The organism is Cohaesibacter marisflavi (assembly GCF_900115225.1).
GTDB classification, from domain to species: Bacteria; Pseudomonadota; Alphaproteobacteria; order Rhizobiales; family Cohaesibacteraceae; genus Cohaesibacter; species Cohaesibacter marisflavi.
The window spans coordinates 466,734-486,221 of sequence record NZ_FOVR01000003.1 but is presented as its reverse complement, the minus strand read 5'-3'; the positions used below and the strand labels follow the sequence as shown (position 1 = coordinate 486,221).

The window sequence follows — 19,488 nt, the reverse complement described above, 5'->3', positions numbered from 1 at the left end:
TCGCGGGATGGCGCATCCGGTTGAAAAATGTGGCGTGTTCCATTGGCTGCCAGTCAGTCGCCCCGTCAGTCTGATGCTGAAGGATATGCGCCGGATCCGAGGAGGCCATCTTGTTTTCTCTACGCCGTCTCGTCGATGCCATTTTCAAGGTTCTCAGCGGTTTTGCCATCGTGCTGTTCACCTTGTTGTTCGTGGTTGTCATGACGCAGATTATTCTCCGCTATCTCTTCAACTCTCCGCTCGTCTGGAGTGATGAATTTGCACAATATGCCTTTATCTGGCTGTGCTTCATCGGCTGGCTGATGGCGAGCCGCAACAATCAGCATATCGTGATTACCACCGTGATCGGGCGGCTTTCGGAAAGCAACCGCAAGATCATGCTGTTCTTCATCGAAATTGCGGCGATCATCTTCTCTTGCGTCATGCTCTATGAGGGCTATGCCATCACCTTGCGCAACGTCACGGTGAGCACGGCAAGCCTGTTTTTCCCTTTTGCCGTGGTCTACGCCATCGTACCGGTTTTCGCCGCTGTGGCCATTCTGGTTTCTCTGGTCAAGATACTCGACCTATTTGTACCTGAAGCAGCCCAAGAGGCTTCAGAGAACGGGGAGGCGCGCTCATGACTGAAACCATGTTCATGATCCTGCCGATCTGGTTCATCGCCATCATCATCGGCGTCCCGCTCTATCTTGCCATCAGTCTGGCCGGTACGGCCTTCATTGTCATCAATGGGATTCCCGCGCTTGCCGTGCCACAGAAAATCGTCATGGCTGCCAATTCCTTCCCGCTTCTGGCTGCGCCTTTCTTTATTTTGATGGGCAATGTGATGAACTATTCTGGTGTCACGACCCGTCTTTTCCGCTTCGTCTCGGTTATTTCGAGCTGGATGCGGGGCGGGCTCGCGCACGCCAACATTATCGCCAGTGTGGTGTTCGCCGGTATGAGCGGATCTGCGGTTGCCGATGCTGGCGGGCTGGGCGCGCTCGAAATCAAGGCGATGAAGGATGCCGGCTATCGCTCTGATCTGGCGGTTGCCGTTACGTCTGCTTCGGCCACCATCGGGCCGATTCTTCCGCCAAGTCTGCCCATGGTGATCTATGGTGTGACGGCAGAAGCCTCGATCGGGTCGCTGTTCGTTGGCGCTATCGTGCCAGGCCTTTTGATGGCGCTGGCGCTGATGGTGACGGTTCGGGCTATTGCCAAACGTCATAATCTGCCTCGGGACAAGTTCCCCGGGCTGTGTGAGGTTGGCCGGGCCTTCTGTGATGCCTTCTTTGCCTTGATGACGCCGGTTATTCTGCTCGGCGGCATCATGTCGGGTGTCTTCACCCCAACCGAGGCCGCGGTTGTTGCGGCAGCCTACGCGCTGGTGGTCGGTGGCCTCGTCTATCGCGATTTCAGCCTTTCCGATCTGCCTCAGGTTATTCTCAGCACGGTTCAGACCACCGGTCTGGTGATGGCGCTGGTGATGACTGCCGGTCTGCTCGGTTGGGCACTTTCGGTTGCGCGCATTCCCTTCATGGTCGGTTCTCTGTTGGCGGATATTTCGCATAACCCATTGATCTTCCTTTTGATCGTCAACATCTCATTGCTGGTTGTCGGGCTTTTCATGGAAGCTATCGCGGCGATGCTGATCCTCATCCCGATCTTCGTGCCTGTGGCCATGGCCAATGGCATCGACCCGACCCAGTTCGGGGTGCTGTTCGTGCTCAATCTGATGATCGGCACAATCACGCCACCGGTGGGGGTCGTGCTGTTTCTGACCGCATCAATTGCTGATGTGCCGCCTGAGCGGGCTATCCGGGCGATGATCCCGTTCCTGATCCCTCTGATCGTGGTTCTGGGGGCGGTTACCTGCATTCCGAGCCTCACAACCTGGTTGCCCCATCTTCTGGGGTTGGGGGGCTAGGCTTTCGAACCTTGTCGCCAGACCTTGTCATGCTTTGGTCTGGCGGCTCATGATGTCCCCGCCTGTCGGGATTGACCCGGCTGTTTCGAATGGGTAACTAGATACGCGAATGACCCAATGATGTTTGGCCTTCATGCTCCTCTGCTAAGAATCTGAAATGGTGCGTCAGGGTCCCGGAACAAGCAGACCATGAAGCTTAGTGACAAAGCCTACGAAAAATTCAAACACCATCTGATGATGGGGGACCTAAAACCCGGCCAGTTCATTTCGCAACGCGAACTGGCGACAATGACCGGTGTCCCTCTTGCGCCTGTGCGGGAGGCTTTGTTGCGCCTAGAGCTGGAAGGGGTTGTCCAGATCGCTCCGCAGCGTGGCATCCAGATCGTCGAAGTGAGCTTGCGGTTCATTCGCGACACCTATCAGTTACGCATGATGATCGAGAAGGAAGCGGCCGCCAAATTCGCAGGCAACGCCAGCGAAGCCATGATCAGCCAGCTGCGTGAGGTTCATAGGTCGGTTATTGCACGCGTCGATGAGGTGGGGCCCAGCGATAATCTTTTGAAAGATGCGCAAGGCATAGATGACAGCCTTCACGACACCATTGTGTCTTCGCTCGGCAATGAGTTGGTCGACTGGCTTTATGCGATGAATAATCAGCGCATCCAGTTGATCCGGCTGGCCCACGGACATCTGACGCTCATAACACCGGGCACCTTCCGTCAGGTGATGACCGAGCATATGGCCATTATTGAAGCGCTGGAAAGCCACGACCCTGACGCCGCTGCCTCTGCTATCGAGAAGCATCTGACAGCTGCGCTGCATCGGGCGCTGGGGCTTTAGGCTCCGGCATTCTTGCTATTTGCGGCATTCCGATTGTCAGTCTGGTGCTCTGATGGGCCTCACTCAGGTCCCGGCTCTATGGTATTTCTGCCAAAAATCCCCGTTGCAAAAGTCTGGTTGCAACGGGAAGATGTTCTTTGTTGCTTCTGATACCTAGCAGATGCGGTTGGTCTCGATCCCGAGGATCTGGGCAATCGCTTCGATCTCGGCTCCCTTGTGGCCGACCCCGATAGCGCAATGGTGCGCCGGGCCGCCAAGGCTCCAGGTCTTCGTGAAGGCCTTTGCCCCGATGGGGAAGCTGTAGTTGGAATTGGTGTTGCCTATATCCAGCACGTCACCGGCAACCGACTGCCCTTCAGCATATTGCAGCACCACTTCTCCTGTGCGCTTCTCCACCACGGACAGGAAGGTGACCGGCCCATTGGCAACGGACATCTGAATGGAAACACCCTTGCCCGGCTTGCCGTGATAGACCGGAAGCTCGACCAGCTTGACCTCTCCTTCGGCGATTTTCGGATGTGCCGGACCATCATGGCCCCACTGCACCAGATCTTCGTCGAAATTCATGCCATAGGGCTCTGAGAAGGAGCCACCTGCACCGAGAAGGCTCATGATCTTCATCGCCAGAACATTCTTGATCTCGCCTTCTCCGGCAACTGGCACATTGCGGGCCGTGAGCAGGGTGTTGCCCAGAATGACCGAGGTGATGATATTCTCTTCAGGCGATGCCGGGCGGCCTTCATAATAGTAGGCCATGGCCCCCAGTCCATGTTCGTTAACCAGCCGATCAAGCGCGCAGGACGTAACGACGGCGCGGTCCACTTCGGCAGGATCGCAGCTATCCTCGACCTTCATCACTGCGTGCAGCTCTTCAACCTTGGCTTTCTTCTGTTCTGGCGTTACGGCGTTGCGATATTCGAGCAACTCGCACATTTCCAGAATGTCAAAGCGGATGCCAAGGCGGGAAGATAGGTTGGTGACGTCCGAATAGGTGTCATACATGCCTTGGAAATTATGCCCCAGAATGCCGACATTGGTGGTGCCAAGAGCCTTTACCGTCTTGAGCGCAGAGATATAGGCATAGATCTCGTTCCAGCTTGCTTCATCATCAAGATAGCCCACCACCATTTCATATGGAATGGCTGCGCGATTGAAGACATTGGCCAGTTCTGGTGCCGTGCAAGCCTGACAATGGGCAAGCCATTGACCCGTGCGGATGCCGCGATCTTCCACACTATTGATTTCATTGACTGGAACGCGGGTTTGCGGCTGCAAGGCAAGAACAAGAACCGGTTTGGCGATATGCTGCACCAGCGGCAGGATGGAGCCGCTTTTCGCGTAGGTCGTGATATAAAGCACAAGGGCATCGACGGACGCGTTACGAAACTGGTCTTCCACGCCTTCGCTCATTTCTACGCTGTCAACCAGACCTCCATTGACAATTTCCACGCCGGATTTGGCGATATTCTGGCCAACCTGATCGAGATAGCCTTCCAGTTGTGCCTTGAGGCCGTCAAACTGGGGCCAGTAGGTATCGAGGCCAATACCGAATACGCCTAGCTTGAGGTTTGTCATGTGAAATTCTCCAGATAATTAATTGCTTTGCTATGAGCAGAGACGGCCCTGATACTGCGACCGTCTCCTTGGCGCGGGACTTAGGCGAGGTAGAAGACCTCAGTGAGCGGGATGCAAACCGGCGAGTCATCGGGGTTGGTTTCCATGATATCGGCCATATAGCTCCACCATTTCTGAACGATTTCCTCTGCCCCGAGATCAGCGGCTCCAGCCTCGCCGGAGACCTTCTGAACCGCGAACAGTTCGTTGGTCGTTTCGTCGAAATAGATGGCGTAGTCGGAGATGCCTGCGTCCTTGAGCAGTTTGACCAGCTCTGGCCAGATCTCTGCGTGGCGGCGCTGATAGTCCTTGGCAACATCGCCAATCAGCTTCATCTTGAATGCTTCGCGTTTCATGAGATCCTCCTAGTTGGCCGCAATGCCGATAACGATGGTGGAGCAGATGATGACCCCCATGCCTGCATACTGGACACGCCGGGTGATTGCGCTGCTGCCGACCCATTCTTTCATCAGGAAGCCGAACAGGCCGCCGCAGAAGACGAGAAGGGACATATGAAGGGTCCAGCTGATGAAGCCGAGATTCGAGCCGACCATCTGGACGTGCCCCCAACCATAGAAGAAGAACTGCAAGTACCAGATCACGCCGCCAGCCATGGACAGAAGGGTGTTGCGAACGAATTGGCTATGGTCGTTTCGGATTTTCTGGACCGTATTGTTCTGGCGGGCCTTGTAGATGCAGTAAACGGCGTTGGTGGTGAAGCCGCCCAGCATAATGATCACGTAACTTGGCATGATCTGGTAAAGCGGATCGACACCCAGTTCGACCGCCAGATTCTGCATCGGCTGGCCTGCTTCGATGGCAAAGGCCATGAAGGCACTCAGCACACCGCAGATAACTGCGATAATGATGCCCTTCTTGAGGTTGAATTCGTCGCTTTTCTCGCCGGTTTCCGCTTCCTTGCGTCGTCCAGCCTGAGAGCATACGAAGATGCCGACCACGGCCAGAAGAACACCGCCCAGAGCGATCAAGCCTGAGGTTGTCGAGACAAAATGCCCGATTTGACCATCGACGATGGGGGGCATGAGGGTTCCGACAACAAGCGTAATGCCGATAGCCACGCCATAGCCGACCGACAGGCCCAGATATCGCATGGTCATGCCGAAGGTCAGGCCACCAATGCCCCACAGCGCACCCAGAAGATAGGTCTTGATCAAAACGCTGGCTGGAATGGCCGCATAAAAGGCTCCCAAGTCTGGCAAAAGCAGGCTAGATATCAAAATTGGCATGATGATCCAGGATGCTATGCCATTGAGAAACCAAGAGGCTTCCCACTCCCAGTTTCTGACCAGAGAGATCGGAATGTAGAATGAGGAAGCCGCCAGGGCTCCCAGCAAGTGATAGAATATCCCCAGATTAGCCGAGTATTCCATTTCCCATTTTCCTCGCAACATATGACAGGGTCGCAGAGACAAGGGATTAGCAGACGGACATAGCATCCACGCTTTCCGAAAAGCCGCAAATACAAGAATGGGCCTTTAGGATGGTTGCTTTCTGCGATTTATTGCTGCGGCCGACTGGCCAAAAGACAAGACTTCCCTGTTGGTGCCTGTGTTTGCACAAGCCCGTCTGCCTTTATGACGTGCGGCTGCCGGATTAAATCACGCCAGATTTCATTCTGCTAAGTTCCTCCCACGAACTGTATCGCATCTATTTTTGATAGCTCGCAGAACTCCATTCCCAAACTGCGAGCTGGGTAAAGCTTACGCATCTCGATGCTCCGGAATAATAAGTATTACTACTAGTTATGTTTTCCAAAATGATCCATATGATATCAAAAATGATTTTGGGGAGGATCGATGCGGAACTATTTTGTCTATTTGCCGGACAATGGATTGTGCGATGCATGGCGATGCACCGCGATCTCCATGGGGCACACGGTCATTCCACCCGGCAGCATCTATCCGCCGCGCAGGCACCCCGATGATCATCATCTTGATTGGCGTAACGGGCGTATTTTGCAGGCCTATCAGATCGTCTATATCAGCGCAGGGCAGGGAACCTTTGAATATGGGCCCGAGCACACTAGAGTGGCGATCCAGACGGGAGATATATTTGTGCTCTTCCCCGGGGAGTGGCATCGCTATGAGCCTGACCCGACCACGGGCTGGACTGAAAACTGGATTGAATGCAAGAGCGCAGCTTATGATAGCTTGACGGAGAAAGGGCTGTTATCGCCCGATCGTCCCGTGATGCATAGCAATGGGCACATTTCAGACCTTTTCGTGCGAATTCATCAACTGGCCCTGGAAGGGGCAACAGACAATCAGGCGCTTTTGTCCACGCTGGCGCTTTCGCTTCTGTCGTTGTTGGCGCGTCCTCGCGAGGAGGTGTCGCGCAAATACGAACAAATCGTCGACGCGGTGCGGATGTATCTGCTTGAGCACCACACACAAGTGTTGGATATGGATGAGCTGGCTCGCCATTTCGGCATCAGCTATTCCTATCTGAGACGGTTGTTCCGTGAGCAGACCGGTGTATCAATCAAGCAGTTCCAACTCAATATCCGGCTTCAGAGAGGCTGCGATTTCCTGATCAATACCGACAAGTCGATCAAGGAAATTTCCTCTCTTCTCGGCTTTGCCAATACATTCCATTTCTCGAAGTTTTTCAGCAAAGAAAAAGGGATGTCTCCAACGGAGTGGCGGAAAAGAAGATAGAGCCTTGGACGGCGTTCACCTTTGGCAATCGAGCAATTTTCATCAGTCCATTTGCAGCGCAGCACGGGTCTGCGTTGCAAATGGTGAGATCAGACAAGCGCCTTCAACCGTTTTTCGATGGGCCCGACGGTCGCAAAACCAGAGCTGGTTTCTATTTGAATTCTTTCACGTCGATCCAGAGCACTGCGTCTTGTGAAAGTTCCTTGCCTTCGTGCTCGGTTTCCGGACCTGAGCCGAGGCAGGCAAAACCCCATTTTCCGGCATAGGGTAGTCCGAAAGTAAAGACGCCATTGGGGCCTGTCATCGCCACGAGAGCACTTGCCGGAACTGGGCCGTTTGCATTTTCGGAAAAGGCATTCTGCTCGATATCGACTTCGGGATTGATATATTCTATTTCACACTCCACCCCGGCGGCGGGCTTTCCCTGTGAGAGAAGTTGACCGCTAAAGGTGCCGCCAACAAAATTCTGATAGGGTTTGTTCAGGGGCACGATTTCGGTGGCAAGCCCTAAAGGTTCGTTCCAGTCCGTTGGCATGGCCTTGTTGACATAGCTTTTGGTGATCTGCTGGATATAGATGTCTTCGCTTTCCTCATAATAGGGCGCAGGCGTCAGGGCGAAAATATAGTCGCCGTTTCGCTTGATGGCATAGCTGCTCTCGTAGGCCTTGGCTTCATTGTGCGCACCTCTCCATTCTATGGGAGACAGCGTGGGGAGCAGATCGGTCTTCTTTCCTTTGAAATAGACATCAAATGCTTCTGGTTGCCCCATGTCCATGGTGTGGCCATTCTCCATAGGGTGCCCGAAAACGAGTTTGATGGGAATTTCTTCCGGATTTTCCAGCATTGTCTTTGGTGTGTAGAGCAGTTGGAAATGGGCCTGTGCTGTGGAGGAAAGCGCAAAGGTGGCGATGGCCATGCTGAGAAATATCTTGTTCATATGTGTTTGCTCCTTTGAGAAAGGGAGTTGAAGACATCGATGCTGCCCGGAAAGCCGGATTTGCCGGTATAAGGCCGGTGGGGCTGGACCACACTCAAGCGACACTCCAGACTGTGTTGCATAGGCGCACAAATCCGGTTGGCTCTCTTGGAAATGCCGAGAGCCATTGAAGATAGTCAGATTTTCTTGGGTGATCGCAGCCCGGGTTGGCGGATGTCTTATCGAGGCAGTGGGGCTTTATTCGACGATATCATTTCCGTCGATTTCGATTGCGTGTCCCGGACCCGCATCGAACAGAACCTTGTATTCTCCATCGGGTTTGTCGAACTCGAATTCGCTATTCTCGTCCATCTTGCCTTCGAAGATAGGCGCCTCGGAACTGTCGAGCACCTTCATGGTCACGCCCGAAGCTGAAGAGCCATCCGAAAAGCCGCCTTCACACAACACGGTCCCGTCTCCGTTGTCGTAGCAAGAGCAAAGGGGCGTATGGGCAAAAGAAACACTGGTCATGGCAAGAAATGCCAGAGCAGAAAACGCGGTGAGTTGTTTCATGTCAGTAAATTCCGTAACTGTGGCAGTTTGACGCAGAATAAAAATATAGAAATATTCAAAAGTATTTGCCCGGCGCTTCTTTTGAATCGTTCTATTCTGTTATTTGAAAGAAAAGTTGAGTTTTTCTTTCAATTTTTACTTTATTCGGGTGAGGCCTTGTTGTAAATAGTAATCATTCGCAATCTCATAGCGGACCCGCCGAAGTGACCGGATCGGATGGCCTGCCAATATGGGGTCTATTCCTACAAGTTGGTGCCTCGACATGACCGTTAATACGTCTCTTAAAAACCTATCCAAATACTTGTCTCTAAACGATATATTGCCTGGCGAACTGGTGCTGATCCGGCGCCACAATGCCACCGGCGCGGTGCGACAGCGCTTTTTGGACCTTGGCTTGATGCCAAATGCCAAAGTACAGGTCGTGCGGGCTGCCCCGCTCAACGATCCCATCGAGCTCCGTCTTGGTGCCACAGACATCACCCTGCGCAGACGCGAAGCTGCCACAATTGAAGTCTGTGAGGATGCCAATGACCAGTGAGATCACCATTGCCTTGACTGGGCAGCAAAATGCGGGAAAATCGACGCTTTTCAATAGCCTGACAGGCGCGCGCCAGCATGTTGCAAACTATCCCGGTGTGACGGTCGACAAGAAATACGGGCGGTATGTTTACAAGGGCGTTTCAGTGGTCGCCGTAGACCTGCCCGGGACCTATAGCCTCACCTCTTTTTCGCTCGAGGAAAGGGTTGCGCGGGACTATCTTTTGCGGGAGCGACCAGATGTCGCGGTCAATATTGTGGATGCCTCCAATCTGCAACGCTCGCTCCATCTCACTATTCAGCTTCTGGAGATGGGGCTTCCCCTCGTGCTGGTGCTCAACATGATGGATGTGGCAACAGACCGAGGAGTGACAATCGATACAGATGCGCTTGAAGAGCGTTTGGGGCAGCCGGTGATCGAAACAATTGGCAGCCGTGGACGAGGGCGTGACGCGCTGCGTGATGCGGTTCTGGTGCGCGCGGCCAATGTCCAACTGCCTGATGTCCCCGTGGACTACGAAGCTCTTGAAGCCCCCATTTCCGAGCTTGCTGCCTACTTGGAAAGGCAGGTTGACGAGTGGAGGGTTCCTGTTCGATGGCTCGCCCTGAAGCTGTTGGAGCAGGACAGTCAGGCTCGGATTTTGATTGAGGAGAACGCAGAAGCCTCAGCAAGCGAGGAGATTCTGGGCTTTGCCCAAGCCCTGTCGGAAAGGTTTGAGACGACAAAGGGCATCAGCGTCTCGGACCATATTGTTGCAAGTCGAGATTCTCATATCGCCGAACTGCTGGATGGTGTTGTTGTTTTGAACGAAAGCGGCAAGGAGTCCCTGACAAGCCGCATAGATCGCGTTGTATTGAATCGGTGGGCGGCGCCGCTCTTTCTCATCCTGACTGTTTATCTCATCTATCAGATCTCCATTGTCTGGGGATATGAACTGACCAACTACACCTGGCCCTATTTGGCGCGGTTTCGTGAGCTGGTTGCCGGATTGCTCCCAAGCGCGGGCTTTCTTGAAGATCCTTATGTGCGGGCCTTGGGCTTGTGGCTGGTTGATTCTGCCAACACCTTGCTCAACTATGTCCCTATTTTCCTGATCCTGTTTGCATTGATCGCCATTCTGGAAGATTCCGGCTATATGGCGCGGATTGCCTTTATTCTCGACAAGGTGCTGCATCGCTTTGGATTGCATGGCCAAAGCACGCTGCCGCTGATCCTTGGTGGGGTTTTTGCCGGGGGATGCGCCGTACCCGGTGTGATGGCAACCAAGGGGATTCCGGATAATCGGGCGCGTATGGCGACAATTTTTGCCGTACCATTCATGAATTGTTTGGCCAAGGTGCCGCTCTATACGTTGCTGCTGAGCATTTTCTTCGTCGAACACAAGTCGCTGATGATGTTTTACATCTCAACCATGACGGTCATCTTTGCGCTTCTTGTTTCCAAACTCCTGACAACGACGGTTCTTAAAGGGCATGAAACCTCACCTTTTGTTATGGAGTTGCCTGCCTATCATGCGCCCACGGCTTGGGGCGTCGTCCAGCGCTCACTGGAACGCACCTGGATCTACATCAAGAAGGTGGGAACCATTGTTATCGCGGTGGCTATCGTTGTTTTCACCCTTTTGCAGTTTCCCGGATTGTCGCAGGACCGCATGGCGCATTTCAAAGCCGAAGGCTTGGGAGCCATCATCGGCTTTCAGGAAAACATGGCGGACAACGCCTACAAAGCCCTGTCCAGTGATGAAAATCTTGTCGCTCTGGTCAACTATTACAATGACTATAAACGCGCCAAGCTGAATGCGAGCGGGGCGGCTGGGTCAAAGGCTGTCAATGATGCGTTTAAAAAGCGCAATGCAGACTTTTACCCTCTTGTGAGACCCCCGAAAGGAGATCAGGACGCCAAGGCCGGCGGTCGAGCGCTTAAAAGGCTGGTCAATGCGCGCAAGTCATTGCGGCGGGAAATGAAGGAAGAACGTATTACGAGGTCTTTCCTCGGTGCTATCGGGCGGTCAATGGAATCTGTGACACAGTTTGCCGGCTTCGACTGGAAGATCAATGTAGCGCTCCTGTCCTCTTTTGCTGCGCGTGAAAGTTCGGTTGCCACACTTGGTGTGCTCTTTCAGCAAGATGAAGATCAGAATGCCTCTCTGGAACAGCGCATGGGGCAGGAGACCAAGGCGGGAGGGGCAACGGCTTTGCTGGCTGCCTCGATGATCCTGTTCTTTGCCCTCTATCCCCCCTGTCTGGCAACGACCGTCATGGTGAGGGTCCAGACCGGATCTTATTTATGGATGCTGTTCTCAATTCTGTTTCCCACCGTGTTGGGGCTGACGGTTTCAAGCCTTGTTTTCACACTGGGGACATGGATGAACATCTCCGGTATCCAGATGATGACAGGAATATATCTTGCCGCTCTTGCTTTGTTGATTCTGGTGGGCGTTTTGGGAGAAAGGCGAGACGCTCGCTTTGATCGCAAATCGGTCATTCAGACAGGAGCAGGATGATGCAGGAACAGACGGAGGGCGCAGCTTCCCGACTACTGGAAAGCACCGATATTTTTTCATGGGACGCTCTGCTGCTTGGCCTTTGTGTGGTTGCAGCCATCGCATATCTCTATGTCAAACTCTGGCGAAAACGCGGGGTATGTGATGGATGCCCTTCCAACTCCGGCAATGGATGTCCTTCCTGTTCCGCAAGGCCAGTCATCTTCAACACCGATCCTCTTCCCACAAATAGTGAGAGGAACGTGAAAGACGATCCTTGACCTTTATTATTGATGGCTTGTGCGGTGAGGAGAGACTGCGCTGATCTGTCAATTGACAGGTCAAGGCAATTGCAACAGAAATTGGGTGTCGGTTTCCAAAAGGAATGAAAAGGGAATCCGGTGCGTGGCAAGACGTGTGTCTTGTCGTGAATCCGGAGCTGCCCCCGCAACTGTAAACAGAGAATGCTTTTCTCTTTTGCCACTGGTTTGAGCCGGGAAGGTAGAAAAGCATATTGACCTGTGAGCCAGGAGACCTGCCGACATGCCACTCATTCAGATCTGGGCGGGGTGCTCCAGAAGGAAGGTCTTTTTTGTATTCCTTTTTTCAAACTGGTGTCGTTTTTGGCTTGCTTGCTGCCAAGGACTGCTTGCTGTGCGCTCGCACCACCCCGTGGCCAAAGGCTTTGGTCCACTTTGGGATCTGCGTGAATTTTCTTCCCTCCATTCCTTGAAAATGGCCATGTTATGAAAATTCGATATCTATTTGCTTGCGCCTTGGCGCTTATGTCTTTCAGTCTTCCTGCTTCTGCACGTATCGTCAAAGATACCTTGGGGGTCGTGCATGATATTCCAGACAAAGTAGATCATGTGATCTGCTCCGGCGCAGGCTGCTTGCGGCTTCTCACTTATCTCGGCGTTGAAGATCGTGTTGTCGGGGTCGACGGAATGGAGAAACGGAAATCGCCTTTTGACTCGCGTCCCTACGCACTGGTGACCCCAGCCTATAAGAGCTTGCCTCTTTTCGGGCAACATCTGGGACGGGACAATCCGGAGCTGATCATGGCGCTCGATCCTGCTCCTCAGGTCATCTTCAAGACCGTTGGCTCTTCTGGGCTGAAACCGGAAGTGCTCCAGCAGAAGACGCATATTCCCGTGATTGCCGTGGAATATGGCGATCTTGATAGTCAGAGTGAGCAATTCTATCAGGCACTGGAAATTATGGGAGACTCGCTCGACCGCAAAGAGAGAGCGGCCGAACTGGTCTCCTTCTTTAAGGACACAAGATCCGATCTTGAGGCGCGGGCCTCTGCGTCTGAGAAGGAAGCTCCGAGCATCTATGTCGGGGGCATCTCCTACCGCGGGTCGCGCGGGCTTGCATCCACCGATCCGGTTTATGCGCCCTTTGCTGCTCTGGGGCTTCAAAATCTTGCCGCATCCAAGGCGAAAGCGAGTGGGGGGCACGCCACCACCATTGCAAAGGAAAAGCTGATCGAATGGGATCCGGAGATCATTCTGCTTGATCTTGCAACCCTACAGCTTGGTCCCGATGCCGGTGGGCAGGCTGAACTGATGAATGATCCTGCCTATCAAATTCTCTCCGCCAGAGAGAAGGGGCAGGTTTGGGGCACACTGCCTTATGCGCTTTATACCAAGAATTATGGCTCCATTCTTGCTGATGCTTATTTTCTCGGCAAGCTGGTCTATCCAGATAGCTTCGCGGACATCGATCCTGTCTCTAAGGCGGATGAGATATACAGCTTCCTGTTCGGTAAGCCTGTGTTTGACGAAATGAATCGCATATTCGATGACCTGGTTTTCCGTCAGGTGCCAGTCCAATGATGCTGAAGGCCTGTGATACCAACTTGGGTGGCTATGCCCTTTATATTCGTCGCAAGGCTTTGGTGATTGCCGTTCTATTGTTGGCGCTCGTGCCTGCGCTGATTGCGGCCCTCTCTTTGGGGGCGGCAGCAGTGCCAATCAAAGATGTGGTCTTGTCCCTTATCGGGGCTGACGCCCCGCGTCGAAGCGACATCATTGTCTGGAGCATTCGGCTGCCGCAGGCTGTGGCGGCCATGCTTGCCGGAGCTGGATTGGCTGTGTCCGGCGCTGCCATGCAGTCGGTTCTGCGCAACCCGCTTGGCTCTCCCTTCACTTTGGGCATTTCTCACGCAGCGGCCTTCGGGGCCGCTTTGAGTGTTATGGCTGTTGGAGCCATGGAGATCCCATCGGCGGAGGGAGGCGCGGTTGCGGTTTATAATCCGGTGGCCGTTACGCTATCTGCCTTCGGTTTCAGCCTGCTTGCAGCGGCACTCATCACTCTGATTGCTCGGGTGAGGGGGGCGTCACCCGAGGTCATGGTGCTGACGGGGGTGGCTCTGGGCTCGCTCTTTACGGCGGGCACCATGTTCCTGCAATTCTTTGCAGATGATGTGCAATTGGCAGCCATGGTCTTTTGGACCTTTGGCGACACGGCCCGTGCCACCTGGCGAGACATCGGATTGATAGCCGCTGTCACTTTACCGGTCTCAATCTATTTTATCGCGCAATGCTGGAACTATAATGCCATTGATGCCGGAGATGAGACTGCGCAAGGGCTGGGCGTGAGAGTGGAACGCTTGCGCCTTGTCAGCATGTTTGCCGCCTCCCTTCTGACCGCAGTGTCTATCTCGTTTCTCGGTATCATCGGCTTTGTCGGTCTCGTGGTGCCTCATATGGTGCGCAGGGTCATCGGAGCGGATCATCGCTTTCTTTTGCCCGCCAGCCTGATTGGCGGAGCGCTCTTGTTGCTGGTTGCCGATACGGCCGCGCGTCTGGTGCTGTCGCCCAATGTTCTGCCGGTGTCTGTGTTAACCTCCTTTCTCGGCGTGCCGGTGTTTCTATGGCTCATTTTACGCGGAGGACGACATTGATGCTCGACGTTCAGGATATCCATTTTGCCTATCGCAACAGAGCCATTCTCAATGACATCGCCTTTGACCTCAAGCCCGGCCGCATTCTTGTCATTCTCGGTCCCAATGGCGTGGGCAAGACGACCTTGCTCAAGTGCCTTAATGCAATCCAGAAGCCCAAAGCTGGAAGCGTTTTGCTCGATAGCGAAAATCTGCTTTCGCTGACGCCACCACAATTGGCCGCAAAGGTGGGCTATGTGGCGCAGAAATCGCAAACTGCCCGTCTTACGGTGTTTGATGCCGTGCTGATGGGGCGCAAGCCGCATATGGGCTGGCGCGTGAAGGATCATGATCTCGCTATCGTGGGAGAGACCATTGCGCGTCTGGGCCTTGAGGCGCTGAGTTTACGCTATCTCGATGAGCTTTCAGGGGGAGAGTTGCAAAAGGTCTCAATCGCCAGAGCCTTTGTTCAGCAACCGCGCCTGCTGTTGCTAGACGAGCCAACCAGCGCGCTTGATATGCGCAATCAGTTCGAGCTCTTGTCGCTCCTGTTTTCTGTTGTGAGAGAGCGCAAAACGGCCACCGTTGTAACAATGCATGATCTCAACACGGCCCTTCGCTTTGCAGATGAATTCCTGCTTCTCAAAGACGGGCGCGTTCTGGCGCGCGGGGCCGTCGAGGAGATTTCTCCAAAGCTCATCGAGGCGACCTACGATATCCCGGTTAGCATTCACACCATCGATGGTGCTCCCGTCGTCGTGCCAAAACCGACAGAAACCCCTACAGCCACAAGGCCAACCATTTTGGCTGAGTGACGCCGTTATGTGAAAGTTTGATGGAAAGAAAGGAAGAGAACCATGTCAGAACAGCTCCCCCCATTCACCCTGCAACCGATTGGCAAAATATGGACCGGCTTCAAAAGTCGCGAAGAATGCCCGCGCAACAGCCGCTTTAACGAGAGTGAAAGCGTGATCGAGGTCGATCCTGCTTTTGCCGATGCCTTTCTGGGTCTTGAGGTCGGGCGCCATATTGCCGTGCTCTATTGGTTCGACAAGGCCGATAGAACAAAATTGCAGACGACTCCGCCCAATGCTGAAAAGCAATATGGTGTTTTTGCCACACGTTCGCCCCATCGGCCCAACCCGATTGCTCTGAGTGCCGTCAAGATCCTCGCGATTGAAGGCACGAAACTGACGGTCAGTGGGCTTGATTGCATCGATGGCACGCCGCTGCTTGATATCAAGATCTATGTCCCGATGATTGATGCTCCTGAAGGAGCGACCGAGGCTTTGCCATGGGCACATAAGCACTGAGGTCTGGAGTGGCAAGGCAGCATCATTCTCTTATCGCCATTTCTTAGGAATAAGCTGCGAGGCCATTCTATTGGAAGGGCCATTCCTGCCTTTTCCGTTTCTTTCCCGGCAGAAATGCTTCTAAGCGCAATAGAATTTATTGACTAGATCGTTCGTTCTAATTTATGTCTAAAAATTAGAACGAACGATCTAATTGCGTGTAGGAAACCAGATGCCCGATGACCATGAAGCAGAAAAGACCGAAGCACGCCTGTTGCAGGTGGCGCTTAGGCAGTTTGGCGAAAATGGATTCCAAGGGGTTTCCATCCGCTCTCTTTCCAAGGCCGCCAGCAGTAGCGTGTCTGCAATCGACTATCATTATGGTGGTAAACTTGGCCTGTATCTGGCAACCGCAGAATATGCCGGGTCGATTATCGGTGAAAGGCTGAGTGCCGCTCTTACGGGCGCGGTTCCAGCGACCGATTTGACGGTTGATGCGGCATGCAGAGAGCTGGAAACGATTCTTGTCACCTATCTGCGGTATTTTCTTTCCCCCGATAGTGATGCCATGTCGCTGTTTGTCATGCGCGAGCAAATGCAACCGACAGAAGCGTTTGACATTCTCTACGAGCGAACCTTCCGGCCCATTGCGGACCGGATTATTGCATTGATTACGCGCATCTCGAACGGTGCAATCAGTGACGAGCAAGCTCGCATGCGCTTTTTGTTGATGTTCGGTCAGGGGTTGATGTTCCGGGTTTCCCGCCAAAGTGCTCTGCGCATCATGGGATGGAATGCGATCACTGAAGATTATGCTGCCAGCATTGAACAAACGCTGCAAGCCCATTGCAAAGCTATTCTTGATGCTCTGAGGGCGGAAGGCGAAATGCACGCGATATAAGGGCCTGAGGGCTGGTGGTCGGAAAATTCACGAGAGGATGAAGGCATAAAAGCATGACCGAGATGCCTCTTCTCCGACGGATAAGGAAGCTGGAAAAATGAGCGCAGAAAAGTCCCCCGCCGATCCGGCACAACGCGAAGAACGCGCCCCTTCAGGGCAATCAAGGCCCGGGGCCAAGCGACGAACAATTTTCAAGGTCATCGGCCTTGCTGTCCTCGTGGTTGCCGCTTGGCTGGGATATGAATGGTGGACGGTCGGCCGTTTTGTCGAAAGCACGGATGACGCCTATGTGCGCGCTGATATCATCACCTATTCGGCTGAGGTATCTGGCTCCGTCCAGTCCATTCCCATCGAGGATAACCGCCCCGTGAAGAAGGGAGATCTTCTGGTGCGGATTGATGACACGGCCTATCTGGCAAAACAGGATCAGGCGAAGGCGGGTCTGGCATCGGCAGAGGCTGCGCTGGCCAATCTCGATGAACAGATCGGGTTGCAACATACACAAGTGATGTCTGCCGAGGCGGACCTCTCATCGGCAAAGGCGCAGCTCACCTTTGCAAGAGCGAATGCTGAGCGTGGACGCAGACTGCTGGCCAAAGGATCTGCGACCCGGGTGACTGTCGAGCAGAATGACATGAATCTGGAAGCTGCTGAAGCCGCCTTCAACAAAGCCTCCGCAGCGCTCAAGTTGGCCAAGGGGCAATTTGATGTGCTCGCTAGCCAGCGCCAACAAAGGCTGGCGTCTGTTTCCGATGCCCAGGCGACACTCAAGCTTGCCAAAAACGATCTGGCCCATGTCGAAATCCGGGCCGGGTATGACGGCGTGATTGGCAACAGGGGGATTGATCAGGGGGAATATGTAACCACGGGCACCAGGCTGCTCAGTCTGGTTCCCTTGCAGGATATCTATGTTGAGGCCAATTTCAAGGAAACTCAGGTGCGTCATTTCCGAGAAGGCATGAAGGTTTCTGTTAGCGCGGACATGTTGGGAGGCATCGAGTTGAAAGGGCATATCGATAGCCTTTCTCCTGCAACCGGTTCGGAATTCGCGCTTATGGCGCCACAAAATGCGACCGGCAATTTCACCAAGATCGTTCAGCGTATTCCCGTTAAGATCCTCATCGACACACCGGATACAGGCGAGGCCCCTGCCTTACGTCCGGGAACCTCCGTGGTGGTTGAGGTCGACACCCATCAGGATGAGGACTGATGGCCAAGACTGCAGACAAGGCGGCTCCATCTCCCGCCCCGCATGACGATATGGAACCAAAGGGAGGGCTATTTGGCTTTTTCCTGATGGTGATCGGCATGTTCATGGCGATTTTGGATATTCAGGTGGTGGCCAGCTCGCTGCCGCAAATTCAGGCGGGCATTTCCGCCTCGGCCGATGAAATTACCTGGGTGCAGACAGCCTATCTGGTGGCCGAAGTGGTCATGATTCCGCTCTCGGGCTGGTTGGCCCGGGTGATGTCTTCGCGCTGGCTTTTTGCGGCCTCGTCAGCCGGCTTTACCATCATGAGCCTTGCTTGCGCCATGGCGTGGGATACTTCATCAATGCTTGTTTTCAGAGCGATGCAGGGATTTCTGGGAGGCGCCATGATTCCGACTGTGTTCGCCTCCATTTACAAGCTGTTGCCACCCGAAAAACGCATCATGGGGACGGTTGTGACCGGATTGACGGCCTCTGTTGCACCCGCACTGGGACCAACGCTTGGCGGCTATCTGACCGACATGTTTTCATGGCATTGGCTGTTTCTGGCCAATGTTGGGCCGGGGATCCTGATCACCATTCTCGTGCCGATCATTGTCGATTTTGATCGGCCCAATTGGCGCCTTGTCTACAAGATCGACTTCATCGGCATTTTGCTTGTGGCCGGATTTCTGGGCGCGTTGGAATTTGTCCTTGATGAAGGGGCGCGCAATGACTGGTTCGAAAGCCGGATGATCGTGGGCTTTTCCATTCTATCGGCCGTGTCCGGCATCCTGTTGATTTGGCGGGAGACATCCATCGAGCATCCGGTCATAGAGCTGAGGACATTTGGAAACCGGAATTTCACCATTGGCTGCATTCTGTCCTTTGTGTTGGGCATGTGCCTGATCGGGCAAACCTACATGCTGCCCCAGTTCCTTTCCCATGTCCGTGGCTACAGCTCTCTGCAAGTGGGAGAGGTCATGGCTGTAACCGGAACCGTTATGTTCATCGGGGCTCCTATTGCAGGCAAGATCGGGCACACAGTCGATCCGCGCAAGATCCTGCTGGTCGGATTCGCTATTGTCAGCTGTGGTCTCTATCTCAACAGCCACATGACCACCGAGGTTGGCTTTGACCAGCTTGTCTTGCCGCAGGCCACAAGAGGCTTCGGGCTGGTACTCAATCTGGTTACCATTACCGCCGTGGCCTTGGGCACCTTACCCAGACATCTCGTCAATATGGGCTCCAGCTTGTTCAATGTCTTCCGCAATATGGGGGGAGCGGTGGGGCTTGCTCTCATCAACACACAGTGGGATGGGCGCTATGACCGGCATTATTGGTGGATCGTCGAGAAGATGTCCGATACGAACCAGCTTTTCGTGAGCCAAATGCAAAATATGACGCGATATTTTGCACAATTTCCAACCATCGGTGGAACAGCTCAAGAAGCCGCTTTCCGTCAGCTAACTCTTCAGATACAGCAACAGGCATCCATTATGGCCTGGAACGATGTGTTCCTGCTCTTAGCGGCCATTTTCATCCTTATCATGCCCTTGACCTTTCTTTTGGCCAAACCAAGAGCGGCCGTGTCTGGCGGGCATTGAGACGATATAAAGGGTGCTCCTCAGGGCGCCTTCTGAAATGTAAAGCCCGAAGCAATGTC

Annotated in this window: 19 protein-coding genes and 1 riboswitch; of the genes, 14 read left to right on the top strand and 5 right to left on the bottom strand. The window is 53.8% G+C overall.

Annotation, left to right across the window (positions count from 1 at the left end; translation table 11 throughout):
* The first annotated feature begins 110 nt into the window (after positions 1–110).
* From BM258_RS08940 to BM258_RS08930, 3 genes are all read left to right on the top strand, one after another.
* A complete protein-coding gene (locus tag BM258_RS08940) occupies positions 111–623 on the top strand; it encodes a TRAP transporter small permease (protein ID WP_090071233.1) in 513 nt (170 codons plus the stop codon).
* On the top strand, positions 620–1,909 hold the full coding sequence (locus BM258_RS08935) for a TRAP transporter large permease (protein ID WP_090071231.1): 1,290 nt from the start codon (positions 620–622) through the stop codon (positions 1,907–1,909). The genes BM258_RS08940 and BM258_RS08935 overlap by 4 nt, the downstream gene beginning before the upstream one ends.
* Before the next feature lie 189 nt (positions 1,910–2,098).
* Positions 2,099–2,749 carry a GntR family transcriptional regulator gene (locus BM258_RS08930; RefSeq protein ID WP_090071229.1) on the top strand — a complete coding sequence of 217 codons (651 nt, stop codon included), beginning with the start codon at positions 2,099–2,101 and terminating at the stop codon, positions 2,747–2,749.
* A 153-nt stretch (positions 2,750–2,902) separates the two neighbouring features.
* Here the strand turns inward: BM258_RS08930 and BM258_RS08925 are convergent, their stop codons facing one another.
* The 3 genes from BM258_RS08925 to BM258_RS08915 all read right to left on the bottom strand — a co-directional run bounded on the left by BM258_RS08925 (position 2,903) and on the right by BM258_RS08915 (position 5,754).
* Positions 2,903–4,324, bottom strand: a complete 1,422-nt coding sequence (locus BM258_RS08925) for an L-fucose/L-arabinose isomerase family protein (RefSeq protein WP_090071227.1) — start codon at positions 4,322–4,324, stop codon at positions 2,903–2,905.
* Positions 4,325–4,404: 80 nt separating this feature from the next.
* Positions 4,405–4,719 carry an L-rhamnose mutarotase gene (gene rhaM, locus BM258_RS08920; RefSeq protein ID WP_090071226.1) on the bottom strand — a complete coding sequence of 105 codons (315 nt, stop codon included), beginning with the start codon at positions 4,717–4,719 and terminating at the stop codon, positions 4,405–4,407.
* 9 nt (positions 4,720–4,728) lie between these two features.
* Positions 4,729–5,754, bottom strand: coding sequence for an L-rhamnose/proton symporter RhaT (locus BM258_RS08915; protein WP_175528006.1), 1,026 nt, complete (start codon positions 5,752–5,754; stop codon positions 4,729–4,731).
* 426 nt (positions 5,755–6,180) lie between these two features.
* Here BM258_RS08915 and BM258_RS08910 point away from each other — a divergent pair, with 426 nt between their 5' ends.
* Complete coding sequence (locus BM258_RS08910) at positions 6,181–7,041, top strand: helix-turn-helix domain-containing protein (protein ID WP_090071222.1); 861 nt, start codon at positions 6,181–6,183, stop codon at positions 7,039–7,041.
* Positions 7,042–7,192: 151 nt separating this feature from the next.
* Here the strand turns inward: BM258_RS08910 and BM258_RS08905 are convergent, their stop codons facing one another.
* Positions 7,193–7,978: a DUF4198 domain-containing protein gene (locus BM258_RS08905; RefSeq protein WP_090071220.1), complete on the bottom strand. Its 786-nt coding sequence runs from the start codon at positions 7,976–7,978 to the stop codon at positions 7,193–7,195.
* 237 nt (positions 7,979–8,215) lie between these two features.
* Complete coding sequence (locus BM258_RS08900) at positions 8,216–8,530, bottom strand: hypothetical protein (protein WP_090071218.1); 315 nt, start codon at positions 8,528–8,530, stop codon at positions 8,216–8,218.
* 262 nt (positions 8,531–8,792) lie between these two features.
* On the opposite strand from BM258_RS08900, the gene BM258_RS08895 reads away from it, so the two are divergent.
* From BM258_RS08895 to BM258_RS08850, 10 genes are all read left to right on the top strand, one after another.
* On the top strand, positions 8,793–9,068 hold the full coding sequence (locus BM258_RS08895; protein WP_090071216.1) for a FeoA family protein: 276 nt from the start codon (positions 8,793–8,795) through the stop codon (positions 9,066–9,068).
* Entirely contained in the window at positions 9,058–11,571 is a 2,514-nt protein-coding gene (gene feoB / locus BM258_RS08890) for a ferrous iron transport protein B (protein ID WP_210186705.1), read from the top strand. Before BM258_RS08895 ends, feoB begins: the two co-directional genes overlap by 11 nt.
* The gene (locus BM258_RS08885; RefSeq protein WP_139229241.1) at positions 11,571–11,831 is read left to right on the top strand and encodes a FeoB-associated Cys-rich membrane protein; all 261 of its coding nucleotides are present in this window, start codon (positions 11,571–11,573) and stop codon (positions 11,829–11,831) included. Before feoB ends, BM258_RS08885 begins: the two co-directional genes overlap by 1 nt.
* Before the next feature lie 72 nt (positions 11,832–11,903).
* Positions 11,904–12,107, top strand: a riboswitch (cobalamin riboswitch).
* A 228-nt stretch (positions 12,108–12,335) separates the two neighbouring features.
* Positions 12,336–13,391 carry an ABC transporter substrate-binding protein gene (locus tag BM258_RS08880; protein ID WP_210186704.1) on the top strand — a complete coding sequence of 352 codons (1,056 nt, stop codon included), beginning with the start codon at positions 12,336–12,338 and terminating at the stop codon, positions 13,389–13,391.
* Positions 13,388–14,461, top strand: a complete 1,074-nt coding sequence (locus BM258_RS08875; protein ID WP_210186703.1) for a FecCD family ABC transporter permease — start codon at positions 13,388–13,390, stop codon at positions 14,459–14,461. Before BM258_RS08880 ends, BM258_RS08875 begins: the two co-directional genes overlap by 4 nt.
* The gene (locus BM258_RS08870) at positions 14,461–15,255 is read left to right on the top strand and encodes an ABC transporter ATP-binding protein (RefSeq protein WP_090071209.1); all 795 of its coding nucleotides are present in this window, start codon (positions 14,461–14,463) and stop codon (positions 15,253–15,255) included. Before BM258_RS08875 ends, BM258_RS08870 begins: the two co-directional genes overlap by 1 nt.
* A 42-nt stretch (positions 15,256–15,297) precedes the next feature.
* On the top strand, positions 15,298–15,753 hold the full coding sequence (tsaA, locus tag BM258_RS08865) for a tRNA (N6-threonylcarbamoyladenosine(37)-N6)-methyltransferase TrmO (RefSeq protein WP_090071207.1): 456 nt from the start codon (positions 15,298–15,300) through the stop codon (positions 15,751–15,753).
* 211 nt (positions 15,754–15,964) lie between these two features.
* Positions 15,965–16,633 carry a CerR family C-terminal domain-containing protein gene (locus tag BM258_RS08860; protein WP_090071205.1) on the top strand — a complete coding sequence of 223 codons (669 nt, stop codon included), beginning with the start codon at positions 15,965–15,967 and terminating at the stop codon, positions 16,631–16,633.
* Between the two features lie 97 nt (positions 16,634–16,730).
* Positions 16,731–17,843 carry an HlyD family secretion protein gene (locus tag BM258_RS08855; RefSeq protein ID WP_090071203.1) on the top strand — a complete coding sequence of 371 codons (1,113 nt, stop codon included), beginning with the start codon at positions 16,731–16,733 and terminating at the stop codon, positions 17,841–17,843.
* Entirely contained in the window at positions 17,843–19,429 is a 1,587-nt protein-coding gene (locus tag BM258_RS08850; RefSeq protein WP_210186702.1) for a DHA2 family efflux MFS transporter permease subunit, read from the top strand. The genes BM258_RS08855 and BM258_RS08850 overlap by 1 nt, the downstream gene beginning before the upstream one ends.
* The last annotated feature ends 59 nt before the right edge of the window (positions 19,430–19,488 follow it).